This is a genomic window from Collinsella aerofaciens (genome assembly GCF_015558785.1).
In the GTDB taxonomy this organism is placed as follows: Bacteria; Actinomycetota; Coriobacteriia; order Coriobacteriales; family Coriobacteriaceae; genus Collinsella; species Collinsella aerofaciens_P.
Window position 1 is genome coordinate 45707 of the sequence record NZ_JADMOP010000004.1, and the last position, 23345, is coordinate 69051.

The window sequence follows — 23345 nt, forward strand, 5'->3', positions numbered from 1 at the left end:
CAAGCGGACATGGCTCAGTTGGTAGAGCACAACCTTGCCAAGGTTGGGGTCGCGGGTTCGAGCCCCGTTGTCCGCTCCATTGCATTTCCGGACCGTTTAGGCGGTCCTTTTTCGGCGAAGTGGCCAAGTGGTAAGGCAGAGGCCTGCAAAGCCTTTACCCCCGGTTCGAATCCGGGCTTCGCCTCCAGGCAACATCCGGGCGCTCCGGCGCCCGTTTTGTTTTACATATGCGGACATGGCTCAGTTGGTAGAGCACAACCTTGCCAAGGTTGGGGTCGCGGGTTCGAGCCCCGTTGTCCGCTCCAAACGCAGCAGCCCGACTACCACGGTAGCCGGGCTTTTTTGTACCCATCGCATGGGCTCGAACCCGAGAGGGAGCGAGCGTTTTGGGGCGTGGCTGTGGCGTTGTTTGCTGCGAATGTGCGCTTTGGGCGTATCATCGTGGGCATCTCGCATAACCTCGTTGCAAGGGAGATACGCCCCGTGGCTACAGAAAAGTCTTCTTCGCGCTCATGGATGTCCGATGCCGCGATCTATCAGATCTACCCGCGCTCGTTTAAGGATTCGACTGGTTCGGGTCTGGGCGATATCGCGGGCATTACCCAGCAGATGGACTATCTTGAGCGGCTGGGTATCGAGGCCATCTGGCTGAGCCCGTTTTACCCATCGCCTCTTGTCGATGGTGGCTATGATGTGGCGGACTACTGCGATGTCGATCCACGTCTCGGCTCGCTTGACGACTTCGATGATATGATCGCTGCGGCTCACGCGCGCGGCATCAAGGTCATCGTCGACATCGTGCCCAACCATTCATCCAGCCAGCACCCCTGGTTCAAAGCCGCTCTTGCCGCCGGCCCCGGATCGCCCGAGCGCGCCCGTTATATCTTCCGCGATGGTCGCGGCGAGCATGGCGAGCTGCCTCCCACCAATTGGAATGCCAACTTTGGCGGCCCCGCATGGACGCGTGTTGCGGACGGTCAGTGGTATCTGCACATGTTTACGCCCGAGCAGCCGGACTTTGACTGGTCATGCCCTGAGGTTCACGCGCTCTTTTGCGACGTCCTGGCGTTTTGGAGCGATCGAGGCGTCGACGGCTTTCGCATTGATGTGGCGCAGGGTCTCGCCAAGGATCTCGACCGCGATGACCTCGACCGGTGGCATCTCGCCGAGGGCGATGACATGGTTGACGACGGCACCCATCCGCTGTGGGACCGCAACGAGGTCCACGAGATCTATCGAGAGTGGCGCCGCGTGTTCGACCGCTATAATCCGCCACGCAGCGCCGTTGCCGAGGCGTGGGTGCTGCCCGAGCGCCAGTATCTCTACGCGCGTCCCAGCGAGCTTGGCCAGACATTCAACTTTGAGTTTGCCAAGGACACTTGGACCTATGATGACATGCACACTGCAATCGAGAAGGGCTTGAAGGCAGCCGTCGAATCCGATTCCGCCTCGACCTGGGTACTCTCCAACCACGACGTGCCGCGCGTGGCGACACGCTATGCCCTGCCGCAAATCAAGGCGACGCGCTACCACCAGATTGCGCTCGACTGGCTCTTGCGCGACGGGTCGTCTTATGATGAGGACCGTGGACTCGGCGAGCGCCGCGCGCGGGCGGCCCTTTTGCTTGAGCTGGCGCTTCCGGGCTCGGCATACGTGTATCAGGGTGAGGAGCTCGGCCTTTTTGAGGTGGCTGATATTCCGTGGGATGCACTCGAAGATCCCACTGCGACCAATACGCACGGACCGAAGCGTGAGAAGGGGCGCGACGGCTGTCGTGTGCCCCTGCCGTGGGTGGCGGCGGACGATCCCGCGCAGGGCGGATCGTTTGGGTTTTCGCCGGCGGACGCCGATGCGGCGCCCCATCTGCCGCAACCTGCATGGTTTTCCGATTACGCTGTCGATAGGGAAGAAGCGGACCCGACATCGATGCTTGCGCTCTATCGTGACGCCCTCTGGCTGCGGCGCAAGCTGCGCGGGTGCGCCAACGATCTTGCGTGGCTCGATCTTGACGGGCGCACCGGTCTTGCGGATGGCGCCGAGGGCGCCGAGGGCGGCGTCATCGCCTATCGCCGCGACAACGGCTGGGCGTGTGTGACGAACTTCGGTGCAGCACCCGTGGAGTTGCCGGCGGGCAGGGTCCTGCTCACCTCATCACCGCTTGCAGACGGCAGGCTCGCGCAGGACAGCTCTGCCTGGATCATGCTCGGTGAGATGTAAGGGCCTCTTGCGGCGAGTTTGCGTTTGCCTACACCTTCCGTGGCGGCTGATGTCTTCGCGAGGTTCGCGAGGGCGTTGCAAAACTTTTCAAAAAAAGTTCTTGCATAGGATGCGGGCATCACGTAAGATTAATCCTCGTAAGCGGACATGGCTCAGTTGGTAGAGCACAACCTTGCCAAGGTTGGGGTCGCGGGTTCGAGCCCCGTTGTCCGCTCCATTTGGGCGTTTAGCTCAGGGGGAGAGCGCTTCCCTGACACGGAAGAGGTCAGAAGTTCAAATCTTCTAACGCCCACCAAATGTTCGCAGCTCAGAGGCTATGTCCTCTGGGCTGTTTTGTTTTGCCACCAAGCACGCCGCCAAATAAGCCACCAAATATTGATCCAAGGTCTGTACGCGATGGTCTTCGCATCCCGTAGAGGTGCCGGCAGATTGCATACGTCCTGGCCGATCGTGACCGCAACATGTTGGTCAAGCATAATCTTTTGGATTCTTTTGGCGTGAACGGCTTGGTTTTGGTAGGATTTGTCAGCGGCTTGACTAAGGGGGTTTTATAACTGCCATGCAGGTAGCCGTGTTGGTAACGTTTTACCGACTTGCCAAGAACCCCTCATAATTAATGCGTCTGGAAAATGACCAATTGCTTTGACCTGCTGAAACACTATATGTTGTGTTTGAACTAAAAAAAGAATACAGGATATAGATGTGTCTTTGTCGTATGATAGATGGCGGACAGAGAACGAAGACCTTAATTGCCTCTTTCGAACGTGTCCTTGAGCCGCTTGATTGGCTCTAGGGAATGTCCGCATGGAGGCTTATGGTTTATCGAGAACACAGATTGCGCGACGGCGCCGCAAGACAGGGGCAAGCCCTGCCGGGCATCGTTTGGCTCTGAAGCGCAATGAGGCTACGACGCGAAAGAGGCAAGAGGATGAAGATCATCAAGCGCAGCGGCACCGAGGTTGTCTTTGACATCGATAAGATCGTCAATGCCATCCGCGCCGCCAACTTGGAGGTCGAGGAGAGTTCTCGTCTAACCGACCGCCAGGTGGTTTATGCGGCGCAAAACGTCGCCGAGGCATGCGAGAACGCGGGCCACACCGTTTCGGTCGAGGAGATCCAGGATTTGGTCGAGGACGAGATCATGCGTCTCGACTGCTACGAGGTTGCCCGCCACTACATCATCTATCGCTATGTTCAGAGCCTGAAGCGCCAGAAGAACACGACCGATGACAAGATCCTGTCGTTGATTGAGTGCAATAACGAAGAGGTCAAGCAGGAGAACTCCAACAAGAACCCGACCGTCAACTCCGTTCAGCGCGACTATATGGCCGGCGAGATTTCCAAGGACCTGACCCAGCGCGTGCTGCTGCCCCAGGAGATCGTGGACGCCCATAATGAGGGCCTGATCCACTTCCATGATTCGGATTACTTTGCTCAGCACATGCACAACTGCGACCTGGTGAACCTGGAGGACATGCTCCAGAACGGCACCGTTATCTCGGGCACGCTGATCGAGAAGCCGCACAGCTTCTCGACCGCCTGCAACATCGCGACGCAGATTATCGCTCAGGTTGCTTCCTCCCAGTACGGCGGCCAGTCGATTTCGCTGACCCATCTTGCTCCGTTTGTTGAGGTGAGCCGTCAGAAGATTCGCGGCGAGGTCGCCCGCGAGCTCGAGGAGCTCGGCGTTTCCGCATCTCCCGAAAAGGTCCGCGAGGTTGTTGAGGACCGCCTGCGTGACGAGATCCGTCGCGGCGTTCAGACGATTCAGTATCAGGTCGTAACTCTTATGACCACCAACGGCCAGGCGCCGTTCGTGACGGTCTTTATGTATCTTAACGAGGCCCGTACGCCTCAGGAGAAGCACGACCTTGCCATGATCGTGGAGGAGACGCTTCGCCAGCGCTACGAGGGCGTTAAGAACGAGGCCGGCGTATGGATTACCCCGGCATTCCCCAAGCTCATCTATGTGCTCGAGGACGATAACGTTCACGAGAATTCCCCGTACTTCTACCTGACCCAGCTGGCCGCTAAGTGCACCGCCAAGCGCATGGTGCCCGACTACATCTCCGAGAAGAAGATGCGCGAGCTCAAGCTGTCGAAGGGCGAGACCGCGGGCAACGGCGACTGCTATACCTGCATGGGCTGCCGCAGCTTCCTGACGCCCGACCGTTCGGGCAACGGCTTTAACAATGTCGCCAACGCGCTGAACTATGACCCGACCAAGCCTAAGTACTATGGCCGCTTTAACCAGGGCGTTGTGACCATTAACCTGCCTGATGTCGCGCTGAGCTCGCATCAGGACATGGACAAGTTCTGGAAGATCTTCGACGAGCGCCTTGAGCTATGCCACCGCGCCCTGCTGTGCCGTCATAAGCGTCTGATGGGTACGCTTTCGGATGCCGCGCCGATTCTTTGGCAGTACGGTGCCCTCGCCCGCCTGAAGAAGGGCGAGACGATCGACAAGCTGCTCGTGGGCGGTTACTCCACCATTAGTCTGGGTTATGCCGGCCTGTATGAGTGCGTCAAGTACATGACGGGCCACAGCCACACCGAGAAGGAGGGCACGCCCTTTGCCATGGCCGTCATGCAGCGCATGAACGACAAGTGCGCGGAGTGGAAGGCCGAAAGCGATATTGACTTCTCGCTGTACGGTACCCCGCTTGAGTCGACGACCTACAAGTTCGCCAAGTGCCTGCAGCGTCGTTTTGGCATCATCCCGGGCGTGACGGACAAGGGCTACATCACCAACAGCTACCACGTCCACGTGTCCGAGGAGATCGACGCATTCGACAAGCTCAAATTCGAGGGTATGTTCCAGCAGCTTTCGCCGGGCGGTGCAATCTCCTACGTCGAGGTTCCCAACATGCAGGACAACCTCAAGGCTGTCATCCGCGTGATGCAGTACATCTACGACAACATCATGTACGCCGAGCTCAACACCAAGAGCGATTACTGCCAGGTGTGCGGCTACGACGGTGAGATCAAGATTGTCGAGGATGACGGCAAGCTGGTGTGGGAGTGCCCCAACTGTGGCAATCGTGACCAGGAGAAGATGAACGTCGCCCGTCGTACGTGCGGCTACATCGGTACCCAGTTCTGGAACCAGGGTCGAACCGAGGAGATCCGCGACCGCGTGCTGCATCTCTAATAACCATCCCAGGCCGCCCCGTAGCGAGGCCCCGGACCTTTACTCGCTATTTCGGACAGTCCTGGCTCACGACGGAGGCGCCACTGGCGCCTCCTGTTCGTGCGGAACTCATATCGAGCAAAGGTCCGGGGCCTCGCTACGGGGCGGCCAAGTTGACGTAGCTGAGATGTAGCTCGCGGTCTGCTCACTCCTCGAAGTTTTTAGCGGAAATAATTCGAGCTGCAGCAGCGATTGATTTGCAATGGCGGTTGAGCTGCAACAAAGTTTTTATTGGACCTCGAACCCTATACTCGATGTTCGCTTCGTTCATTGAGTTACCCTTTGCATGAGGCCGGGACATATCGTCCCGCCCGCAGTTTCGCAGGCCGAAGGCCGAGAATGTTTGAGGACGGGATGATATGTCCCGGCCTCCCGGGAGAGTTACCTATGAACTACGCGAACATTAAGTATTTCGACATTGCTGATGGAGAAGGCGTTCGTACTTCTCTGTTTGTGAGCGGGTGCCGTCGTGGGTGCAAGAATTGCTTTAACTCTGTCGCGTGGGACTTTGCTGCGGGTGAGCCGTTCGATCGTGCCGTCGAGGACAAGATTATCGAGAGCCTCGACCACCCCTTTATCGATGGTCTGACGATTCTGGGCGGCGAGCCTATGGAGCCCGAGAATCAGGTGGGGCTTGTTGACTTTATCGAACGCGTGCGTGCGGCCTATCCCGCGGGGTCGGGCAAGACCATTTGGTGCTTTACCGGCGACGTGCTCGAGGAGCTTATGCCGGGTGGCCGTCATCATACCGAGGTGACGAACCGTATCCTGGCCCGCCTCGACATGTTGGTGGACGGCCCGTTTGTTCAGGATCTGTACGATATCTCATTGCGTTTTAGAGGCTCGAGTAACCAGCGTGTGATCGATATGAACGCTACGCGCGACCGTGCTGAGCGCGAGGGTGTTGCGCTTTGTGATGCGGTTGAACTTTGGCGGGACGATCCAGTCTATTCGACCCATACTATGTAGCTTGTGGCCGATGCCAAAGGGCGTGGTACCATAGCGCGAACGCAAAATCGGAAAAGTGAGGCCCAGATGATCGATCAGGAAAAAGTCGAGGCCGCCATTAAGCTGTTGCTTGAGGGCATAGGCGAGGACCCAACTCGTGAGGGCCTGCTGGAGACCCCGGCGCGCGTTGCCCGTATGTATGGTGAGATCGCCGGCGGTATGGACCAGAGTGCCGAGGAGCACCTGTCCAAAACCTTTGCCGTCGCTTCGAACGATTTGGTTATCGAGCGCGACATCACGTTCTACTCGCTGTGCGAACATCATCTGCTGCCGTTTTATGGCAAGGCCGCCATTGGTTATATCCCCAACGGCCGTGTCGCAGGGCTCTCTAAGCTTGCCCGCACGGTTGAGGTCTACGCCCGTCGTCTGCAGCTGCAGGAGCAGCTGTGCGCACAGGTTGCCGATGCCCTCATGGAGTATCTCGCTCCCCAGGGAGCGATTGTGCTCATGGAGGCTGAGCATATGTGCATGACCATGCGCGGCGTGCAAAAGCCTGGCACCAAGACCGTGACGCTCGCTCGCCGCGGCGTCTTTGAGACCGATCCGTCGCTCGAGGAGCGGTTCTTTAGGATGCTGGGCCGTTAGCATGAGGGTCGTCAATGACTTTACATCGAAGACCGATGGGGGGACGCCGCGTCGCGGCTTCATGGCTTCGGGCCTGGCGCCTTTTGGCGTTATGCCTCGTATCGATTACATCTGTGCCAACGGCCTGTTCCGGCGCCACCTGGGCAACATTGCTCAGCTGGAATCGGGGCGCATCTTCTGCCGCCACGGTATCGACCATCTGCTCGATGTCGCTCGCATTATGTGGATTAAGAATCTCGAGGAAGATCTCGAGTTTGACCGCGAGGTCATCTACGCCACGGCACTTCTTCACGATATCGGCAAAGATGAACAGTATGAATCGGGTATATCCCATGATGTTGCAAGCGAACGCGTCGCTGATGCAATTCTCGGCGGCATGCCTGATGACGTGGCGTTTGAGCCGGCCGATGCCGCAGCCATTAAGACGGCCATTCTGGGCCATCGAAAGCTGCGCGTGAACAGCCAACCGCTTGAGCGTTTGCTCTATGCAGCCGACAAAGCGTCGCGCGCCTGCTTTGCATGCCCCGCGCGCAATGCTTGCAACTGGAGCGATGATAAAAAGAACCTGTCGATTCGCGTGTAGTTAGTTTGCGCGGTCGGGGTTCTAAACGAAGGAGACGATCGCGATGAGTAACAAAAAACTGCCCGAGAATGCAACCAAGACTGAAGGTGCCGAGCTCGCACGCCGTGGAAGGGGCGAAATATCCACCGCAACGGCGGTGCCCCACGTGAGCTATGACGATCTGCGCCATGCCGATCGCATTACTATCGACGGTCTCGAGGTCTTTGCCAACCACGGCGTGTATCCCGAAGAGAACGCGCTGGGCCAGAAGTTCATCGTGTCCTTGGTGCTCTATGCCGACCTGCGTGCAGCGGGGGAGCACGATAACCTGGACGCCTCGATTGACTACGGCTCGGTGTGCCACGATGTCGATGGCTATCTGCGCGAGCATACGTTTAAACTCATCGAGGCGGCAGCCGAGGGTGTGGCCCAGATGCTGCTGCGTCGTTACCCCTTGCTGCTTGGCGTGCGTGTTAAGCTCGATAAGCCTTGGGCGCCCGTCGGTCTTCCCCTGGCAAGCTGCGGCGTCGAGATCGAGCGCGTGCGCTAACCGGTTCTAATACGTCTCTATGGGTGGCTGCTTGAGCCGCTGCGACAGCGCTCTATTGTTGGGGCAGTACCTGTCGAGCAGGGCGTGAAACCGCTGATTGTGGCTTGGCTCGAGCAAGTGGACGAGCTCGTGGGCGACAACCATGTCGAGACACTCGATGGGATAAGCGGCAAGTTCGCGTGCGATGCGAACGGCGCCGGATTTGGGTGTGCATGAGCCCCAACGCGTTTTCATGCTGCGTACGGAAACGCGGGAAACGGCGACACCCATTGCGATTTCGTATGTGCGCACCATATCGCGCAGCGCCGTGGTGACCTCGGATGCATAGAGCTGGTCGATGCGGGTCTGGAGCTCGTCGGACGTTAGGCCGTCGAGGATTGCGCGCCGCTTGGCCTGTGGGCCTTCGTCCGATTCGTCGGTACCCATAAAGCTTGCGAAGGTGGCCTGCTTGGGCCGCGGCGCGGGTGATGCAAAGTTGTGATCGAGTGCATCCTGTACCGTGATGGGCTTGCCCCAAAGTGCAATGACGGACGAGGTGCTGAGCGGCTCTCGCGCCGTCGCCTGATGTTGCTCGCGCTTGGCAAGTCGGCTGACAATCCAGGTGCTGTTGCGCTTCACAAATGCCTCGATGCGCTCGCGGCTGGCGCCGAGCGGTGCGCTGGCGTGGACCTCACCGCTTGATGTGACGCGTAGGTTGAAGTTTTTGACGCGCTTTTTGGTAACGACGACGGAGATGGGCGTCCCATCCGGTCGGGATATGGAAATCGTAAATTGCTGCGTCAAAAGCGGTCCTTCAGATTGGGGACGGGCCGGCATGTCGACCGTTCGGCATGCCGGCCCGCTCAAGGGATGTGAAATTAATAACGCTCAAAGAAGGCAAGCGCGTTGTCGCTACAGAGCTTCTGCATCACGGTCTTGCCAAAATGCTTGGAAAGCATGTTCTGGAACTCGGGCATCATGCTGGCATCGGAGAGGAAAGCGGGCACCGTGGCACCGTCCCAGTCGCCGCCGAGCGCGATGACGTCCTCGCCGCCCAGGTCGAGCCAGTGCTCGATATGTGCCGCCAGCTGGTCGAAGGTGACGTCTGCGGCGGTCTTGTCGGTTGCGTCGTTGGATAGGAACTCGCTGCAGTAGTTGAGGCCGACGATACCGCCCATGTCGCGAATGGCGCGGAACTGGTCGTCGGTGAGGTTGCGCTTGACGCTGCAGACGGTGCGGGAGTTGGAGTGGCTGGCGACGAAGGGACGCGTGGCGTGGGCGACAACCTCGTCAAAGCACTCATCGTTGAGGTGGGAGACGTCGAGTACCATGCCGGCGTGCTCCATCTGCGCAAGCGCCTCGATGCCGGCGGCGGTGAGGCCGGCGTGGGTATCGTGTCCGCTCGCGAGCGGTCCCTGCGCGTTCCAGCTGAGTGATGACATGAGTACGCCCAAGCTCTTGAGCACCTCGATCAGCGCGGGGTCCTCGGCAAAGAACGTGGCGTTTTCGATGGTGTGGATGCAAGCGACCTTGCCGTCTTTGAGCGCAGGGCGAATGTCAGCGGTGCTGCGTACGTTGACCATGCGGTCGTGGTTGAGCATGGCCTGGCCGCTCATGTGCGCCATGATTTGCGCCTGGAAGCGCGCGGCGTGGGCGGTGGGAATCTCGTCGGGGACAAACGTGGCGAAGCACTGTGCCCACGGCGTGTTGCCGATCTTTGCGAGCGAGATGGCGCAGGCGTTGCCCTCGATGAGGTCGAAATCTTGCGGATGCGTCTCGTCGCCGGGGAAATAGCCGTCGGTGCCGGCGGTAAAGCGCAGGTCGAGATCGAGCGTGGCCCAGCCGATGCGGTCGGCGGTGTCGCAGTGTAGGTCAAATACGGGGTATGCCATGGTTCCTCCGGTTGCAGCGTTTCTTTGCAAACTGTCATTGAATTGTATGACTAGGGTATAGTTAGCGCCATATGTTCATGGCGGCCCGCGTTGTGCGCCGCCCTTATCACGGAGGTTACCATGTCCAACCAGGGCAAGAAGGTCAAGACCCATTATCGCGGCACGCTCGACGACGGCACGCAGTTCGATAGCTCCTACGATCGCGGCGAGCCGCTGGAGTTCACCTGCGGCGCCGGCCAGATGATCAAGGGCTTCGACGCCGCCGTGGTCGACATGCAGGTGGGCGAGAAGAAGACCGTGCACATTCCTGCTGCCGATGCCTACGGCGAGCACAATCCCGAGATGGTTCTGACCTTCCCGGCCGAACAGGTTCCCAACATCGAGCAGATCGAGAAGGGCATGAAGCTCTTCCTGTCCACGCCGAGCGGCATGCCCGTCCCCGCCGTGGTCATCGACGTGACGCCCGAGGCCGTGACGCTCGACGCCAACCACGAGCTTGCCGGCAAGGATCTCAACTTTGATATCGAGCTTGTTGAGGTCGAGGGTTAGAGTATGCCTGAACGCTTGGTTTCGACGACATGCTTGGGAAATCTCAACGATCCGTCCTATGAACTCCTGCTTCGCCGGAAGTTGGGCGGCGTCTTTGAAGTTGACGAGCTGCTGCTCGATTGGGACCAGGCTGATGTGTACGCGTTTGTGGGCGTGACGGAGCTGGGGCGCACGGTCGATGTTCGGCTGGATGCTGCCGACGGCGGTCGTCTTGCCGACGGCGACGTGCTCGCCATCGACCGTTCGGGCATGGTGCCCGTGGCGGTTGTCGTGCGCCTGCGCAGCGCCGAGGTCTATTTGGTCGAAGTCGACCGCATGGACCCGATTGCGCTCGCGCATACATGCTGGGAGATTGGCAATATGCACGCGCCGCTTTTCCGAGGCGATTCGGACGAGCATACCGTGCGCATGTATACGCCGGTGCAGCCTGTTTTGGGCCGCATGCTCCGAGGCGTCGAGGGTGTTCGGCTCTCGGTGGTTACCCGTGAACTCGATGCGGGCCGGCGCTTTGCGTCGAGTGCGGCGGATGCCGTTGTGAGTATGGCTCCAGACTTTACGATCGTAAAGAAGGCGCGCGGTTAACGTGCGTATGAGCAAGACGGACTTTGAGAGGCAACTATTCAAAGTCCGTCTTGCTGTTGATGAGGTGCTTTGGGGGGGAAAGCGTATGGGTCTTGAGGGAATCAAGCTGATTGCATGCGATTTGGACGGCACGTTGCTGCATCCGGGGGAGCGCGAGCCGCGTTCCGAGGCCTTTGAGCTCATCGACGAGCTGCATCGTCGCGGCATTGTGTTTATGCCGGCGAGTGGCCGTCAATATGCGAGCTTGCGCTACCTGTTTGCCCCGGTGGCCGATGAGCTCGCCTATGTATGCGAAAACGGAGCTCTGGTGATGAGCGAGGGGCGTGCCGTTGTCAAGCGTTCCATGGAGCGCAGCCTTGCTATGGATATCGCGAATGCCGTGGTTGCGTATCCCCATGCCGACGTGACCCTTTCGTGTGAGGGGCACCTCTACACCATGAGCGGCAACGATGCGTTCGTCGACCATTTGCGCTATGAGGTCCACTGCGATGTGGCGGTTGTCGACCGTCCCGAGGACATCGACGAGGACGTCATTAAGATTGCCTTCCAGACGCCTGAGGTGGATCAGCCGGCGGCCCTGGATTATTTCGAGCGCCTCTTTAGCGACCGTGTCGACGTGATGACGTCGGGAACCGAATGGACGGACTTTATCGGTTTTGGTTCGGGCAAGGGCTCCGCGCTTGCCGATTACGGTCGTGCCCTGGGGATTTCGCCCGATGAGATGATGGCGTTTGGCGATAACGAAAACGACCGCGACATGCTCAACGTCGTAGGCCATCCTTATCTCATGGAGAGCTGCAATCCCTCTATGCGTGGCATCAACGACCGCGTCCGCTACGTGCGCACGGTCGAAGAAGAACTGCATCGCCTGCTCGCCGAGTAAATATTTGGGACATGCCTAGAAATGTGCTGTTTGCTGTAGCAGATGGGCAAGTAGATTTGCGGGCATGCCCCTAAGGCTACCGACAGTCGGGGCAGAGTCCTTCAAAGATGGTGTAGTGCGAGGTGACGTCCCATCCAATTAGCTCGGATACCTCGGTATCGAGCTCGGTATCGAAGGGGAGCGCTACATCGACGACGCGGCTGCACGAGGTACAGATGACATGCGCATGCGGTTCGGTGGTGCGATCGAAACGGCTCCCGCCCGGTGTCTTGATGGAGAGGATCTCGCCGGCATCGGCCAAGAGGTTGAGGTTGCGGTAGACCGTGCCGCGACTGATCTTGTCATCCTGTTCGCGCACGGCGTTGTAGATTTCATCGGCGGTGGGATGGTTATAGCTTTGGCGCACGGCGTCAAGAACCAGCTTTCGCTGCCTGGTATTCCTTCTTTGCACCGCCATGCGCCTCGCCTCTTTTCTATCAACGGTCGTAGGTAAATGATACCGTATTTAGCACACAATACTAATAATGAGGACTAAAACCATCCTCGTTGGCAAGCGGGGTGCGAGTCTGGGCGTCTACAAGGCGAAAACGTGTCCCCATGCGCTCGTAGGAGGCATGAAGCGCCTCGAGCTGAGACACGATGTTTGCCGGCGTGCCCTGTAGCTCCATCTCAACCGAGCCGTCTTCCATGTTACGCACCCAGCCGGTGAGTGCGCGTGCCTGCGCGAGGTTGGTGTTGGTAAAGCGGAAACCGACGCCCTGGACCTGCCCCTCCCACCGCAGGAAATAGCGCTGCGGGGCGTCCTGAGCGACCTCGTCGCTTGCGAGCACGGTGAGCCTACGGCGCAGCTCGAGCTCGACGCCAGAAGGCTTTTGGGGTTCGCGGCTGCCGACGGCGACGCCCGAGAAAAGCTTGTCGAAAAAACCCATCGCTATGCCTGCTTGTTAGAGTCGGCGGGGAAGGCGATGCCCGCCTGCTGGCGCACGGCATCCATGATACGCAGCGACACGAGCGTGACATCGCGGTAGTGTCCGAGTTCGTGGCGTCCTGTCGGCGTTTCCCAAATCTCATCTTTAACGTGATGAACGCCGTCGATGGCGGTGATAAAGTCCGCGAGCTCGTATTCCATGGTGTTGCTTGACTTGGGAAGGTCGAGCGCGCGTCCGTTGTTGCCTTGCTCGCGCGGCGCCTCGGTCGCCGATCCGCGCACGACGTCACCGCGATAGTCGATGCGTACGTTGCGGGGCGTCGACAGGTGGTCAATCTGGATGGTGCCGCGCTCGCCTTCGATTTGCGAGGGCAGCAGATCGTTGGTGATCTTTGAATGCGCAAGTTCGACAGAGATGCGGCCTCCGCCATAGTTGGCGAGAATGGAGCCGCAGCCGTCGATGGGGCCATGGGTGAGCTCTTGCGTTGAGGGGTCGAGCAGCGTGGTCATGCTGGTGAGACCGGAGGGCATGCCGAAGATCTCGACCATGGGCTCGACGGTATAGACGCCGATGTCCATGAGGGAGCCCGAGGCCATGTGGCAGTCGAAGATATTGGTGGCGCGCCCCGCGAGAACCTCGTTGTAGCGCGAGGAATATTTGCCAAAGCGCAATGAGGCGCGGCGGATGGGCACAATCTCGCCCAGGGCGTCCTCGACGGCGTGGAAAGCGGGGTCATGGAGCGGGCGCATGGCCTCGAGGGCTACGACGCCCGCCGCCTCGGCTGCACGAAAGACCTCGAGCGCCTGCGCCTCGGTGGCACAAAAGGGCTTTTCGACGATAACGTGCTTGCCGCCGGCGATACAGGCGAGCGCCTGCTCGTAGTGGAGCGCATTGGGGCTGCCGATGTAGACGGCGTCGACGTCGGCAGCGGACGCAAGCTCGTCAAGCGCGGTGAAGTTACGCTCGCCGCCGTGCTTAGTGGTGAAGGCGGCGCCGCGATCTGCATCGCGCGAGAGCGTGCCCACAAACGCGGCTTGGTCGTTGGCGTTGACGACCTGGATAAAGTCGTCGGTAATCATGGATGTGCCGATGGTCGCTATACGCAGCATGTATCCCCCTCGTGCCGTTCGGTTTATAGGATGAGTGTAGCGCGAGGGGGCAGGAAATAGCGTGCGAAAACGCCGTTACAGGTCGCTCTCGTTAAAGCCGGTGTCGATATCGAGGTTGCTGCCGTCGGCCGCCGTGGTGGCAAGCTCGTCACAGCGCTCGTTGAGCTCGTGGCCGGCGTGGCCCTTAACCCAGATGAACTCCACTTTGTGCTTGCTCTTTGCGGTGAGCAGGCGCTCCCACAGATCGCGGTTCTTGACAGGCTGCTTGTTGGCGGTCTTCCATCCGCGCTTTTTCCAGCCGTCAATCCAGTGCTTGTTAAAGGCGTTGACGACGTACTGCGAGTCGGAATGAACTTCGACCTCGCAGGGGCGGTTGAGCGCCTCGAGTGCCACGATAACGGCCATGAGCTCCATGCGGTTGTTGGTGGTCTTGGCGTAGCCGCGCGAAAGCTCAGAGGTGAAGGTCTTGCCGGCGGGGTTGGTGTATTTGAGCACGGCGCCGTAGCCGCCGCGTCCCGGATTTGATCGGGCCGAGCCGTCGGTATAGATGATGACCTTCACATGGTTCCTTTCGTTGGGTACGTTTCGCGTGAGTGACCATTGTAGCGCCATGCCCGCCGGGGGCTAGCAATCTACGATTTCTACCCCGTCTTCCGACAGTTGGTTGGCATGGATGATGCGGTTGAGCTCGTCGAGGTATTGCTGCAAGAGGGGAGAGGGCTTGCGGTCGTCATGCATGATGTAGCCCACATGCATCGTCGGGGCGTCTGCCAGGGGGATCGAGGCCATGCCCCACTGCATTTCGCTGGAGAGTACGCCGGTCGACAGCGCATAGCCGTTCGAGGTGATAAGCAGGTTGGTGAGCGTCCCGCGGTCGGATACGCGGATATTGCGGTTGCAGGGAATATAGCTAAACGGTTCCTCGGCGTAATAGAAGGAGTTCGAGGTGCCTTGCTCAAAGCTGTAGCGCGTATAGGGCGTGAGGTCGGCAAGGGACAGCTGCGAACGGCGTGCGAGCGGGTGGCGTTCGCTGACGAACACGTGGACTTTTGCATCAAAGAGGGGATGAAAGCTCGCTCGGGCATCGGTAAAGGCCTTCTGCAAGACACGGGTATTAAAGTCATCCAGATAGAGGATGCCGATATCGCTGCGAAACGCGCGCACGTCGTCGATAATCTGCGCTGTGGTGGTCTCGCGCATGATGAACTCGAACTTGCTGTCGCGGCAGCGCTCGACTACGTTGACAAAGGCCTCGACCGAAAAGGCGTAGTGTTGGGCGGAAATGGCGAGGCGGGCTTGCGGGGTACCGCCGTCCTCGTAGCGGGCCTCGAGCATGTCGGCCTGCTCTACGACCTGGCGTGCATAACCCAAAAGCTCGGTGCCGTCGTTGGTGAGTGCAACACCGCGGCTGGAGCGCGTAAAGATTTCGATATGAAGCTCCTGCTCCAGGCTTTTGACGGCATTGGAGATATTGGACTGTGCCGTATAGAGGCGCTGGGCTGCGGCGTTGATCGAACCGGACTCTGCCACGGCGATCAAAAAGCGAAGCTGTTGGAGGGTCATCGGCGCCCGTCCTTTCGAGTGTTATCTATAAAACCGATAACAGGTTAGCGCTTTAAAGTGATTGACCGAGGAAAACAATGCTCGTACTATTCAAAACACACAAAGACGGTAGGTAATTAAGCCAACTACGGAACCGGGATGCGAAAGGAGGCCCGCATATGAATTGCTTACCAAGACGAATGCCGGGCTCCTGTTTGCGCCCGTCGGCGTGATCAGGAGACAGCGACTCACTTCTCTTACTCTTATTACTTTTGTTCGATCAAGGAGATCATCATGAGCCAGTTTATCAACAACCCCGAGCACACCTTTGGTTTCGATACCCTGCAGCTGCACGTTGGCCAGGAGAGCGCCGATCCTGCATCCGACTCCCGCGCCGTGCCTATCTACCAGACCACGAGCTATGTGTTCCGCAACTCCCAGCACGCCGCCGACCGCTTTGGTCTTGCCGACGCCGGTAACATCTACGGCCGTCTGACCAACTCCACCCAGGGCGTCTTCGAGGACCGTATCGCCGCCCTCGAGGGTGGCGTGGCAGGTCTTGCCGTCGCCTCCGGTGCTGCTGCCATCACCTATACCCTGCAGGCTCTTGCCCAGGCCGGTGACCACGTGGTGGCTCAGAAGACCATCTACGGTGGCTCCTACAACTTGCTGGAGCATACGCTCTCCCAGTTTGGCGTCGAGACCACGTTTGTCGATGCCCATAACCTTGAAGAGGTCGAGGGTGCCATCAAGGACAACACCACGGTCATCTATCTCGAGACGCTCGGCAACCCCAACTCCGACATCCCCAACATCGACGCCATCTCCGAGATCGCCAAGAAGCACGGTCTGCCGGTTGTCGTCGACAACACCTTCGGCACCCCGTATCTGCTCCGTCCGCTGGAGCATGGTGCCAATATCGTCGTCCACTCCGCAACCAAGTTCATCGGCGGCCACGGCACCTCGCTGGGCGGTGTGATCGTCGACGGCGGTAACTTCGATTGGAAGGCGAGCGGAAAGTACGCCCAGATTGCTGAGCCCAACCCCTCCTACCACGGTGTCTCGTTTGCCGAGGCTGCCGGTCCCGCCGCCTTTGCAACCTATGTCCGCGCTATCCTGCTGCGTGACGAGGGCGCTTGCATCAGTCCGTTCAACGCCTGGGTCCTGCTCCAGGGCACCGAGACTCTGTCGCTGCGCGTTGACCGTCATGTCGAGAACACCAAGAAGGTCGTTGAGTTCCTGGCTGGTGACAGCCACGTCGCCAAGGTGAACCACCCGAGCCTGCCTGAGCACCCCGATCACGAGCTCTATCAGAAGTACTTCCCCCGTGGCGGTGCCTCGATCTTTACCTTTGAGATTAAGGGTGGCCAGGAGGCAGCTTGGAAGTTCATCGATCATCTGCAGGTGTTCTCGCTGCTCGCCAACGTGGCCGACGTCAAGTCGCTCGTCGTGCACCCGGCTACCACCACGCACTCCCAGCTCTCTGCCGAGGAGCTCGCCGAGCAGAACATCACGCCCTCCACGATCCGTCTTTCCATCGGTACCGAGAACGCCGAGGATATCATTTGGGATCTGAAGCAGGCCTTCGCCGCGCTGGACGAGTAAGGCGACTTGTGCAAGGACCCCTTGCGACTCGATAGGTATAACTGCATAAAATGCCTGCTCAAGGCGCCTGTGCGAACAATGGTTGCACAGGCGCCTTATTTGCATAGAGAGGGTGCAAAAACAGGGTTTTTGACACGCTTTATGCATTCGAGTTGTGGAAAACTCCTGTTGAGAGGATGTGAGTTTTACGCAATTGACGTGCGCCTTTTAAGTAAAACCGCAGGTCGCGATTTGCTCGGGGTACTATGCAGCGCGATCGAATCACACGCAGCTCAAACGCAGCAAAAACGCACTACGGAGGTTTCCAGCTACATGAGGATTGATTCACGAAAACCGAAAACCGCCGCCCTTTCCGCCGCTCTGACCGTGGCACTTTTGGCGGGCGCCGGTGCAACTGATGCCCACGCCGCAACACTGTCCGATACGGTTGGATCTACTCCGTCCGAGACGACGCTGGTGCAGCCCGTTGACTATCGTGGCGATGGTTATGGTTCCATGCAGGAGTGGAACGCCTCGATGGAGGCCAAGCGCGATTCCCTGGAGATGCGCGCTCAGATCATCATGAATATGTATGGCGACTATGCCACCGATGACGAGCGCGCTGTGCTGCAGGGTTGCATCGACGGTGCGGGTAGCCTGTTGACGATGGGGGAGGTCGACGCCAAGTCGACCGAGCTCGATGAGCTGCGCGCTGCGCTTGAGGATGCCAAGTGCGAAGCGCTCGAGGCTGCCGTCGAGGCGGAAGCTGCCGAGGCCGCCCAGGCTTCGTACTACAACGCCGGTTATACTCCGCCTTACGCGTCTGCCGCGTCCTACGCGAACGGATCGGGCCTGACGCGCTCTGCGGGTGTCAATAACTACAACGGGCGCCGCGAGACCTATTACAGCAGCAATGTGCTTTATCACTATCGCACGGGCGAATGGACTCAGGATTCTGAGGGCTTCTGGCGCGATTCCGACGGCTATTACGTTGTTGCCGCGGGCGATATGGCCCAGGGCTCGACCTTTACGGGCTCCAAGGGTGATTGCAAGGTCTATGACTCCGGCTGCGCTGCCGGAACCACCGACTACTACACCGGTTGGTAATCTGCCATAAGCAAAATAGGCACATGATGGGCGGGCGTCTTTACTGAGCTTTTAGGCAACGTAAAGCCGCCCGTTCTTTATGTGCGTTCGAGTTAACAGAGCCCTTACCGTGGCGGTACGCTGGGCGTATGGATGCGGGGCACACTAGTTCATGAGAAATAAGGTCTTTCTCGTGGAGGAAGTGGTCTTGTGAACGCTCGAGATATCGCCGTTGCCGCCATTGCATTGACGCTTGGTTGCCTTGGTCCTACGGCCGCGCTCGTCGCAGGTGTGCAGGGGTCTTGTGGGGCTGCCTCTATTGTGGTCGGCGCGCTGATCGCGGCCACGCTGCTGGGAAGCGCAGGCGTGGTTCTTTGCCGCGACGATGAGGACGAGGTGCCGGGGTCGCAACGCTAACTGTTGTGAGATCGGCCGCCGGTCATAGACGAAGATGAAGGCCGCCGCAGGGGAAAGGTTCCCTTGCGGCGGTTTTGCTGTTAAGGCTGTTGAATGCGGCGCGTCGGCGCTACCAGCTTTTCTCGATATCGCGGATGCGCCGATAGAGCCACTCGTTTTGCGGTGCCTGGATATCGTGTTTGGCTGCGAGGCGGCAGATGGTGCCCGCGAACTCATCAACCTCGGTTTTGCGCCTTGCGATGCGGTCTTGAGCCATCGAGGGCATACCGGCGGGGTCGATTCCCTCGATGAGGTGCACCATTTGCGTCAGATCTGCCTCGGTCAGCTCAACGTCCTCGGCGTTGGCAACCGCAAGCGTCTCGCGCATGGCGGAGACAAAACAGCGGCGCTGCTCGGAGCCCGGCTCCGTGGCGCTTCCGTAGGTCCCGCCGTAGGCCATGCAGGTCTGGTTGATGCCGTCGTTGAGCATGAGTTTGGCCCACATGCGGTGCGCAATGTCGCTCTCGACGGTATGGGCGATGCCGCAGCGCGTATAGAGCTCGTCGATAGCGGCGACGGTCGCGGGGTCCGTGCCGGCCGCCGCGCCAAAGCGGATCTCGCCCGCATTGGTAAAGGTGAGCGCGCCGTTGAGGAACACGGCGTCCATGCCCTGGCAGATACCAAGAACGGTATGCTCCCAGCCAAAGCGTTCGGCAATCTTTTGCTCGCTCGTAATGCCGTTGCATAGCGAGGCGATGAGCGTGTTGGGTCCCACGACGCGCTCCATAGTCTTGAGTGCTTGGTCGAGACCGGTGGTCTTGACTGTCAGGATGACCAGATCGGCGGGCGTCGCCTCGCTGGCGCGGACGGACGTGAGATCGCAGGGCTTGCCGTTGACAGTGAGCGCATCGCCCGCGTGACGCTCAAAACGGGTGTCATCCATAACGTATTCGACGGCGTCATTGCCGAGGGCCCTGGCAATCATGCTGCCGTAGAGCAGGCCGACGCCGCCCTTGCCGATAAAAGCGACCTTGTTGATCTGCATGTGAATCATCTCTCCATGTAAAAGGCGCCCGCGTAAGGGGCGCCTGATGGATTGTATGCTGCCAGGGTGATTGGTGGGTGCGCGGGGCGGCTGTTATAAAAAAGAAACGTTTGCCTGGACGCTACGCTGCAGGGCAGACCGCAAAGACATGCGCGTGGTCATGCCCGGCTCCTTTCATCGGGCTTTTTGCTGATGTTAAAGCGGTGCCGTGACGGCTCGATTTCTGCTGCGTTACGATACGTTCTCGATTGCGATTCCACGATGATTCGGCTGCGTGACCATTGTGTTTCGCCTTGCCGGGGCGCTGATGGCGAAGGGAGGGGCCGTGCAATACCGTGTTGACCCCAAAAGTGGTAACCGAATATCCGCTCTGGGTCTGGGCTGCATGAGGTTTCCCGGTGCGCCGGGACACCCCGATGCGAAGACCGCCGACGCTATCATCTCCCGTGCGGTGGAGCAGGGGATTAACTACCTGGACACGGCCTATCTCTATCCCGGCAACGAGGCGTGCATGGGCGCTTCGCTTGAACGATTGGGGCTGCGTGACCGGGTGTTGCTGGCGACCAAGTTGCCGCATGCTTCGTGCAAGTGTGCGGAGGATTTCGACCGGTTCTTCGATGAGCAATTGCGCCGCCTGCGGACCGACCATATCGACTATTACCTCATGCACAACATTACCTCGCCCGCCCAGTGGGAACGTGTGGTGGCGTTGGGCATCGAGGACTGGATTGCGCGCCAAAAGGCTTCGGGGCGCATTCGCCAGATCGGTTTTTCGTACCACGGCAGTGCGGCGGACTTCCTCACGATGCTCGATGCGTATGTGTGGGACTTTTGCCAGATCCAGTACAACTACGCTGGAGAGCGATATCAGGCGGGAACGGCGGGGCTCATGGCCGCCGCCGAGCGAGGTCTCGCGGTGTTTGTGATGGAGCCGCTTTTGGGCGGACGCTTGGCAGGCAAATTGCCTCCGCGGGCGCGCGCTGTTCTCGATGGTGCATGCGATCGGCATTTGCATACGCCTGCCGCTTGGGGGCTCTCGTGGGTGTGGAATCATCCCCAGGTGACCATGTTGCTTTCTGGTATGACCGATACCGCGCAAGTGGACGAGAATTCGTCACTGGCAGACCTCGCGTTGCCGAATTCGATGACGGCCAACCAGCTCGACACGATTGCGCGCGTGTTGATGGAGTTTGAGAAATCGAACCGTGTGCCCTGCACGGGATGCGGCTACTGCATGCCATGTCCCAAGGGTATTAACATTCCCGGCTGCTTTGCCGCTTACAACGCGAGCTACGCGCACAGCTGGTTTACGGGGCTGTCTCAATACTTTACGGCGAGCGCGGTGCGCACGAGCGAGCCCAAGCTGGTGAGCAATTGTGTCAAGTGCGGTAAATGCGCACGTCACTGCCCGCAGCACATCGATATTCCCGAGCGTCTCGACGATGTGCGCCGACGTTTCCAGCCTGGCCCCGTAACGGCCGCGCTTAAAGCCTTTTGCAAAACGCGCTCCTAATGCCCCTTTTATAACTTGCGGTGGAATAGTTCCTGTTTGCGGCAGAATAGGGGCCAAACAGGAGCTATTCCACCGCAACTGAAGGGGGCTGTCGTGGGCCATCGGGATTCATGTGATGATTTGCGTGAGGTTCGTTGGGGCGTTTTGGGCGCTGGGCGCATTTCGCATCGATTTGCATCGTCGCTCAAGGAGGTGGACGGGGCACGGCTTGTGGCTGCCGCCGGTCGCACTCCTTCGCATGTTGAGGAGTTTTGCAGGGCGTTTTCGATCGATAGCGCTCACGGCTATGCCTCCGCCGACGATAGCGGCGACGCGGCGTATGACGCGCTGCTTGCCGATTCCAATGTCGATGCAATCTACTTGGCTCTTCCGCATGGCATGCATACGCGTTGGGCCTGTCGCGCGCTGCGCGCCGGAAAGGCCGTGCTGTGCGAAAAGCCGGCCGTTTTGAGTGAGGAAGAGGCTCTCTCGATTGCCTCCACCTCTCGTGAGCGCGGCGTGCTGTTTATGGAGGCGATGAAGAATCGGTTTTGCCCGATGCGCACTCGCGTGAAGGACTTGCTTGCGTCGGGTGAGCTTGGCCGTATTGTCTCGATTGAAAGCGTGCAAAAGCTCGATTACGGCGAGCCTCCTTCGGGCTATCTGCTTGATTCGTTGCAGGGCGGCTGTCTATATGACATGGGCTGCTATGCGGTCGGTTGGTTTGAGGATTTGCTCGCGGGCGCGTGCGAGGTTTCATCCCGTGAAGTTCGCTGGCGTGACGTATCAGGCGGCCGCGTCGATTGGGCCGACGAGATCCGTATGAGCGTCGGCGGTATACCCATTCATATGGTGTGCGACGGCAAAGCAACATATGAAAGCCGCTTAACGATTGTCTGTGAGCGAGGCTCGTTGGAAATCGAGCGTCTCCATCGCCCCGAGCTCGCCCATGTGAAGTATTCCGACGGTCGAACGCTCGAAATAAATGCCCCGTTTGAGATCGATGATTTCTACGGCGAAATCCAGCATGCGACCCAGCTCATCCGGGCGGGGAAACTCGAGAGTCCCGTCATGCCCCTTGCCGCCACGCAGCGCTGCGCGCGCATTATCGATGCGATTCGCTTTAAACTTTAGTGCGTGGGGGCATGGCGCCAGCGCCTGGAATGCCTTGGAGGCCTTTGCCCCTGATGCCCCTTTTATAACTTGCGGTGGAATACGGTCTGTTTGCGCCAAAATAGGGCACCAATAGACCGTATTTCACCGCAACTGATGAGGAGGGAGCTGGAGATGCTGACGATCGGGTGTCATCTTTCGACGACGAAGGGCTATCGGGCAATGGGGGAGACGGCGTTGTCCATTGGCGCCAATACCTTTGCGTTCTTTACGCGCAACCCGCGCGGTGGCAAGGCAAAAGAACTTGACATGGATGACGTGGCGGCTCTGCGCGAGCTTATGTCGCAAAACGACTTTGGACCGCTGGTGGCGCATGCCCCGTATACCTACAACCCCTGTTCTGCCAAAGAGCGGGCGCGCGAGTTCGCCTTGGAGGCTATGGCAGAGGACCTGCGGCGCATGGAGGCGCTGCCCGGCAACTACTACAACTTCCATCCCGGTGCGCATGTGGGGCAGGGCTCCGACGCCGGCATTCAGATGATTGTCGACGCCCTGTGTCAGGTGATGTTTGAGGGCCAGCAGACGACGGTGCTGCTCGAGACCATGTCGGGCAAGGGCACCGAGGTGGGCCGCAGCTTTGAGGAACTGGCGCTCATCATTGAGGGTGTTGCCGGCAAACGCCCCGAGCTGTCGGCCAAGCTGGGCGTTTGCCTAGACACCTGCCATGTGAGCGATGCCGGCTACGACATCATCCATGATCTGGACGGCGTACTCGACGAGTTCGACCGCGTGGTGGGTATCGATCGCTTGCATGCCGTACACATCAACGATTCGAAGAACTCTTGTGGCGCCCATAAAGATCGTCACGAGTGCATCGGCAAGGGATACCTTGGCAGCGAGGAATTTGGTGGAGGTATGCAGGTTATGCAGAATATTGTATCGAATGGCCACTTGCGTTCGCTGCCGTTTATTTTGGAGACTCCGAACGAACTTGCAGGTTATGCAGCTGAAATTAGACTATTAAGGTCATTGCAGCAGTAATGACTGTCACA

23 protein-coding genes and 5 tRNA genes are annotated in these 23345 nt (G+C 59.2%); 20 read left to right on the forward strand and 8 right to left on the reverse strand.

The genetic code is table 11. The annotated features are described in order from the left end of the window. The first annotated feature begins 3 nt into the window (after positions 1–3). The 11 genes from I2G40_RS02955 (at position 4) to folB (ending at position 8112) form a co-directional block, all read left to right on the forward strand. Positions 4–79, forward strand: a tRNA-Gly gene (locus tag I2G40_RS02955). 34 nt (positions 80–113) lie between these two features. Continuing rightward, positions 114–187: transfer RNA gene (locus tag I2G40_RS02960), tRNA-Cys, on the forward strand. A gap of 42 nt (positions 188–229) precedes the next feature. After that, positions 230–305: transfer RNA gene (locus tag I2G40_RS02965), tRNA-Gly, on the forward strand. A 178-nt stretch (positions 306–483) separates the two neighbouring features. Further along, entirely contained in the window at positions 484–2217 is a 1734-nt protein-coding gene (locus tag I2G40_RS02970; protein ID WP_195544127.1) for a glycoside hydrolase family 13 protein, read from the forward strand. A 141-nt stretch (positions 2218–2358) separates the two neighbouring features. Then, a tRNA-Gly gene (locus I2G40_RS02975) sits at positions 2359–2434 on the forward strand. 3 nt (positions 2435–2437) lie between these two features. Beyond that, a tRNA-Val gene (locus I2G40_RS02980) sits at positions 2438–2512 on the forward strand. A 633-nt stretch (positions 2513–3145) separates the two neighbouring features. After that, positions 3146–5368 (forward strand): anaerobic ribonucleoside-triphosphate reductase, encoded by a 2223-nt coding sequence (gene nrdD / locus I2G40_RS02985; RefSeq protein ID WP_195544128.1) that lies wholly within the window; start codon positions 3146–3148, stop codon positions 5366–5368. 426 nt (positions 5369–5794) lie between these two features. Then, positions 5795–6376: an anaerobic ribonucleoside-triphosphate reductase activating protein gene (gene nrdG, locus I2G40_RS02990; RefSeq protein ID WP_035138878.1), complete on the forward strand. Its 582-nt coding sequence runs from the start codon at positions 5795–5797 to the stop codon at positions 6374–6376. Positions 6377–6442: 66 nt separating this feature from the next. Next, positions 6443–7000: a GTP cyclohydrolase I FolE gene (folE, locus tag I2G40_RS02995; protein ID WP_195544129.1), complete on the forward strand. Its 558-nt coding sequence runs from the start codon at positions 6443–6445 to the stop codon at positions 6998–7000. A gap of 1 nt (position 7001) precedes the next feature. Beyond that, positions 7002–7583, forward strand: a complete 582-nt coding sequence (locus I2G40_RS03000) for an HD domain-containing protein (RefSeq protein WP_195544130.1) — start codon at positions 7002–7004, stop codon at positions 7581–7583. Positions 7584–7626: 43 nt separating this feature from the next. After that, complete coding sequence (folB, locus tag I2G40_RS03005) at positions 7627–8112, forward strand: dihydroneopterin aldolase (protein WP_118226560.1); 486 nt, start codon at positions 7627–7629, stop codon at positions 8110–8112. A 6-nt stretch (positions 8113–8118) separates the two neighbouring features. Here folB and I2G40_RS03010 read toward each other — a convergent pair whose 3' ends face one another. Together I2G40_RS03010 and I2G40_RS03015 are read right to left on the reverse strand one after the other, a co-directional pair. Then, a complete protein-coding gene (locus I2G40_RS03010) occupies positions 8119–8895 on the reverse strand; it encodes a M48 family metallopeptidase (RefSeq protein WP_195544131.1) in 777 nt (258 codons plus the stop codon). A gap of 74 nt (positions 8896–8969) precedes the next feature. Continuing rightward, positions 8970–9983: a dipeptidase gene (locus I2G40_RS03015; protein WP_195544132.1), complete on the reverse strand. Its 1014-nt coding sequence runs from the start codon at positions 9981–9983 to the stop codon at positions 8970–8972. A gap of 120 nt (positions 9984–10103) precedes the next feature. On the opposite strand from I2G40_RS03015, the gene I2G40_RS03020 reads away from it, so the two are divergent. The 3 genes from I2G40_RS03020 (at position 10104) to I2G40_RS03030 (ending at position 11997) form a co-directional block, all read left to right on the forward strand. Further along, positions 10104–10532, forward strand: a complete 429-nt coding sequence (locus I2G40_RS03020; RefSeq protein ID WP_035138874.1) for an FKBP-type peptidyl-prolyl cis-trans isomerase — start codon at positions 10104–10106, stop codon at positions 10530–10532. Positions 10533–10535: 3 nt separating this feature from the next. Further along, the gene (locus I2G40_RS03025) at positions 10536–11114 is read left to right on the forward strand and encodes an urease accessory protein UreE (protein WP_195544133.1); all 579 of its coding nucleotides are present in this window, start codon (positions 10536–10538) and stop codon (positions 11112–11114) included. Positions 11115–11199: 85 nt separating this feature from the next. Then, a complete protein-coding gene (locus I2G40_RS03030; RefSeq protein WP_195544134.1) occupies positions 11200–11997 on the forward strand; it encodes an HAD-IIB family hydrolase in 798 nt (265 codons plus the stop codon). A 76-nt stretch (positions 11998–12073) separates the two neighbouring features. Here I2G40_RS03030 and I2G40_RS03035 read toward each other — a convergent pair whose 3' ends face one another. The 5 genes from I2G40_RS03035 to I2G40_RS03055 form a co-directional block, all read right to left on the reverse strand. After that, a complete protein-coding gene (locus I2G40_RS03035; protein WP_195544135.1) occupies positions 12074–12454 on the reverse strand; it encodes a Fur family transcriptional regulator in 381 nt (126 codons plus the stop codon). A 61-nt stretch (positions 12455–12515) separates the two neighbouring features. Then, complete coding sequence (locus I2G40_RS03040; protein ID WP_195544136.1) at positions 12516–12926, reverse strand: acylphosphatase; 411 nt, start codon at positions 12924–12926, stop codon at positions 12516–12518. Positions 12927–12928: 2 nt separating this feature from the next. After that, positions 12929–14035, reverse strand: a complete 1107-nt coding sequence (locus I2G40_RS03045) for a Gfo/Idh/MocA family protein (RefSeq protein WP_195544137.1) — start codon at positions 14033–14035, stop codon at positions 12929–12931. Positions 14036–14110: 75 nt separating this feature from the next. Beyond that, positions 14111–14647 (reverse strand): ribonuclease HI, encoded by a 537-nt coding sequence (rnhA, locus tag I2G40_RS03050; RefSeq protein ID WP_117848769.1) that lies wholly within the window; start codon positions 14645–14647, stop codon positions 14111–14113. Between the two features lie 12 nt (positions 14648–14659). Further along, positions 14660–15598, reverse strand: a complete 939-nt coding sequence (locus I2G40_RS03055; protein ID WP_161115756.1) for a LysR family transcriptional regulator — start codon at positions 15596–15598, stop codon at positions 14660–14662. A gap of 273 nt (positions 15599–15871) precedes the next feature. Between I2G40_RS03055 and I2G40_RS03060 the strand changes: the two genes are divergently transcribed. The 3 genes from I2G40_RS03060 to I2G40_RS03070 all read left to right on the forward strand — a co-directional run bounded on the left by I2G40_RS03060 (position 15872) and on the right by I2G40_RS03070 (position 18664). After that, a complete protein-coding gene (locus I2G40_RS03060; RefSeq protein ID WP_161115757.1) occupies positions 15872–17182 on the forward strand; it encodes an O-acetylhomoserine aminocarboxypropyltransferase/cysteine synthase family protein in 1311 nt (436 codons plus the stop codon). A 312-nt stretch (positions 17183–17494) separates the two neighbouring features. Beyond that, on the forward strand, positions 17495–18268 hold the full coding sequence (locus I2G40_RS03065) for a hypothetical protein (protein WP_195544138.1): 774 nt from the start codon (positions 17495–17497) through the stop codon (positions 18266–18268). A gap of 189 nt (positions 18269–18457) precedes the next feature. Further along, positions 18458–18664: a hypothetical protein gene (locus I2G40_RS03070; RefSeq protein ID WP_161115759.1), complete on the forward strand. Its 207-nt coding sequence runs from the start codon at positions 18458–18460 to the stop codon at positions 18662–18664. Between the two features lie 109 nt (positions 18665–18773). Here the strand turns inward: I2G40_RS03070 and I2G40_RS03075 are convergent, their stop codons facing one another. Next, positions 18774–19688, reverse strand: coding sequence for a ketopantoate reductase family protein (locus tag I2G40_RS03075; RefSeq protein ID WP_229090622.1), 915 nt, complete (start codon positions 19686–19688; stop codon positions 18774–18776). A 325-nt stretch (positions 19689–20013) separates the two neighbouring features. On the opposite strand from I2G40_RS03075, the gene I2G40_RS03080 reads away from it, so the two are divergent. The 3 genes from I2G40_RS03080 (at position 20014) to I2G40_RS03090 (ending at position 23334) form a co-directional block, all read left to right on the forward strand. Next, on the forward strand, positions 20014–21201 hold the full coding sequence (locus tag I2G40_RS03080; RefSeq protein ID WP_195544139.1) for an aldo/keto reductase: 1188 nt from the start codon (positions 20014–20016) through the stop codon (positions 21199–21201). Between the two features lie 93 nt (positions 21202–21294). Next, positions 21295–22314 carry a Gfo/Idh/MocA family protein gene (locus I2G40_RS03085; protein WP_324252561.1) on the forward strand — a complete coding sequence of 340 codons (1020 nt, stop codon included), beginning with the start codon at positions 21295–21297 and terminating at the stop codon, positions 22312–22314. Between the two features lie 153 nt (positions 22315–22467). Beyond that, positions 22468–23334, forward strand: a complete 867-nt coding sequence (locus I2G40_RS03090; RefSeq protein WP_195544140.1) for a deoxyribonuclease IV — start codon at positions 22468–22470, stop codon at positions 23332–23334. The last annotated feature ends 11 nt before the right edge of the window (positions 23335–23345 follow it).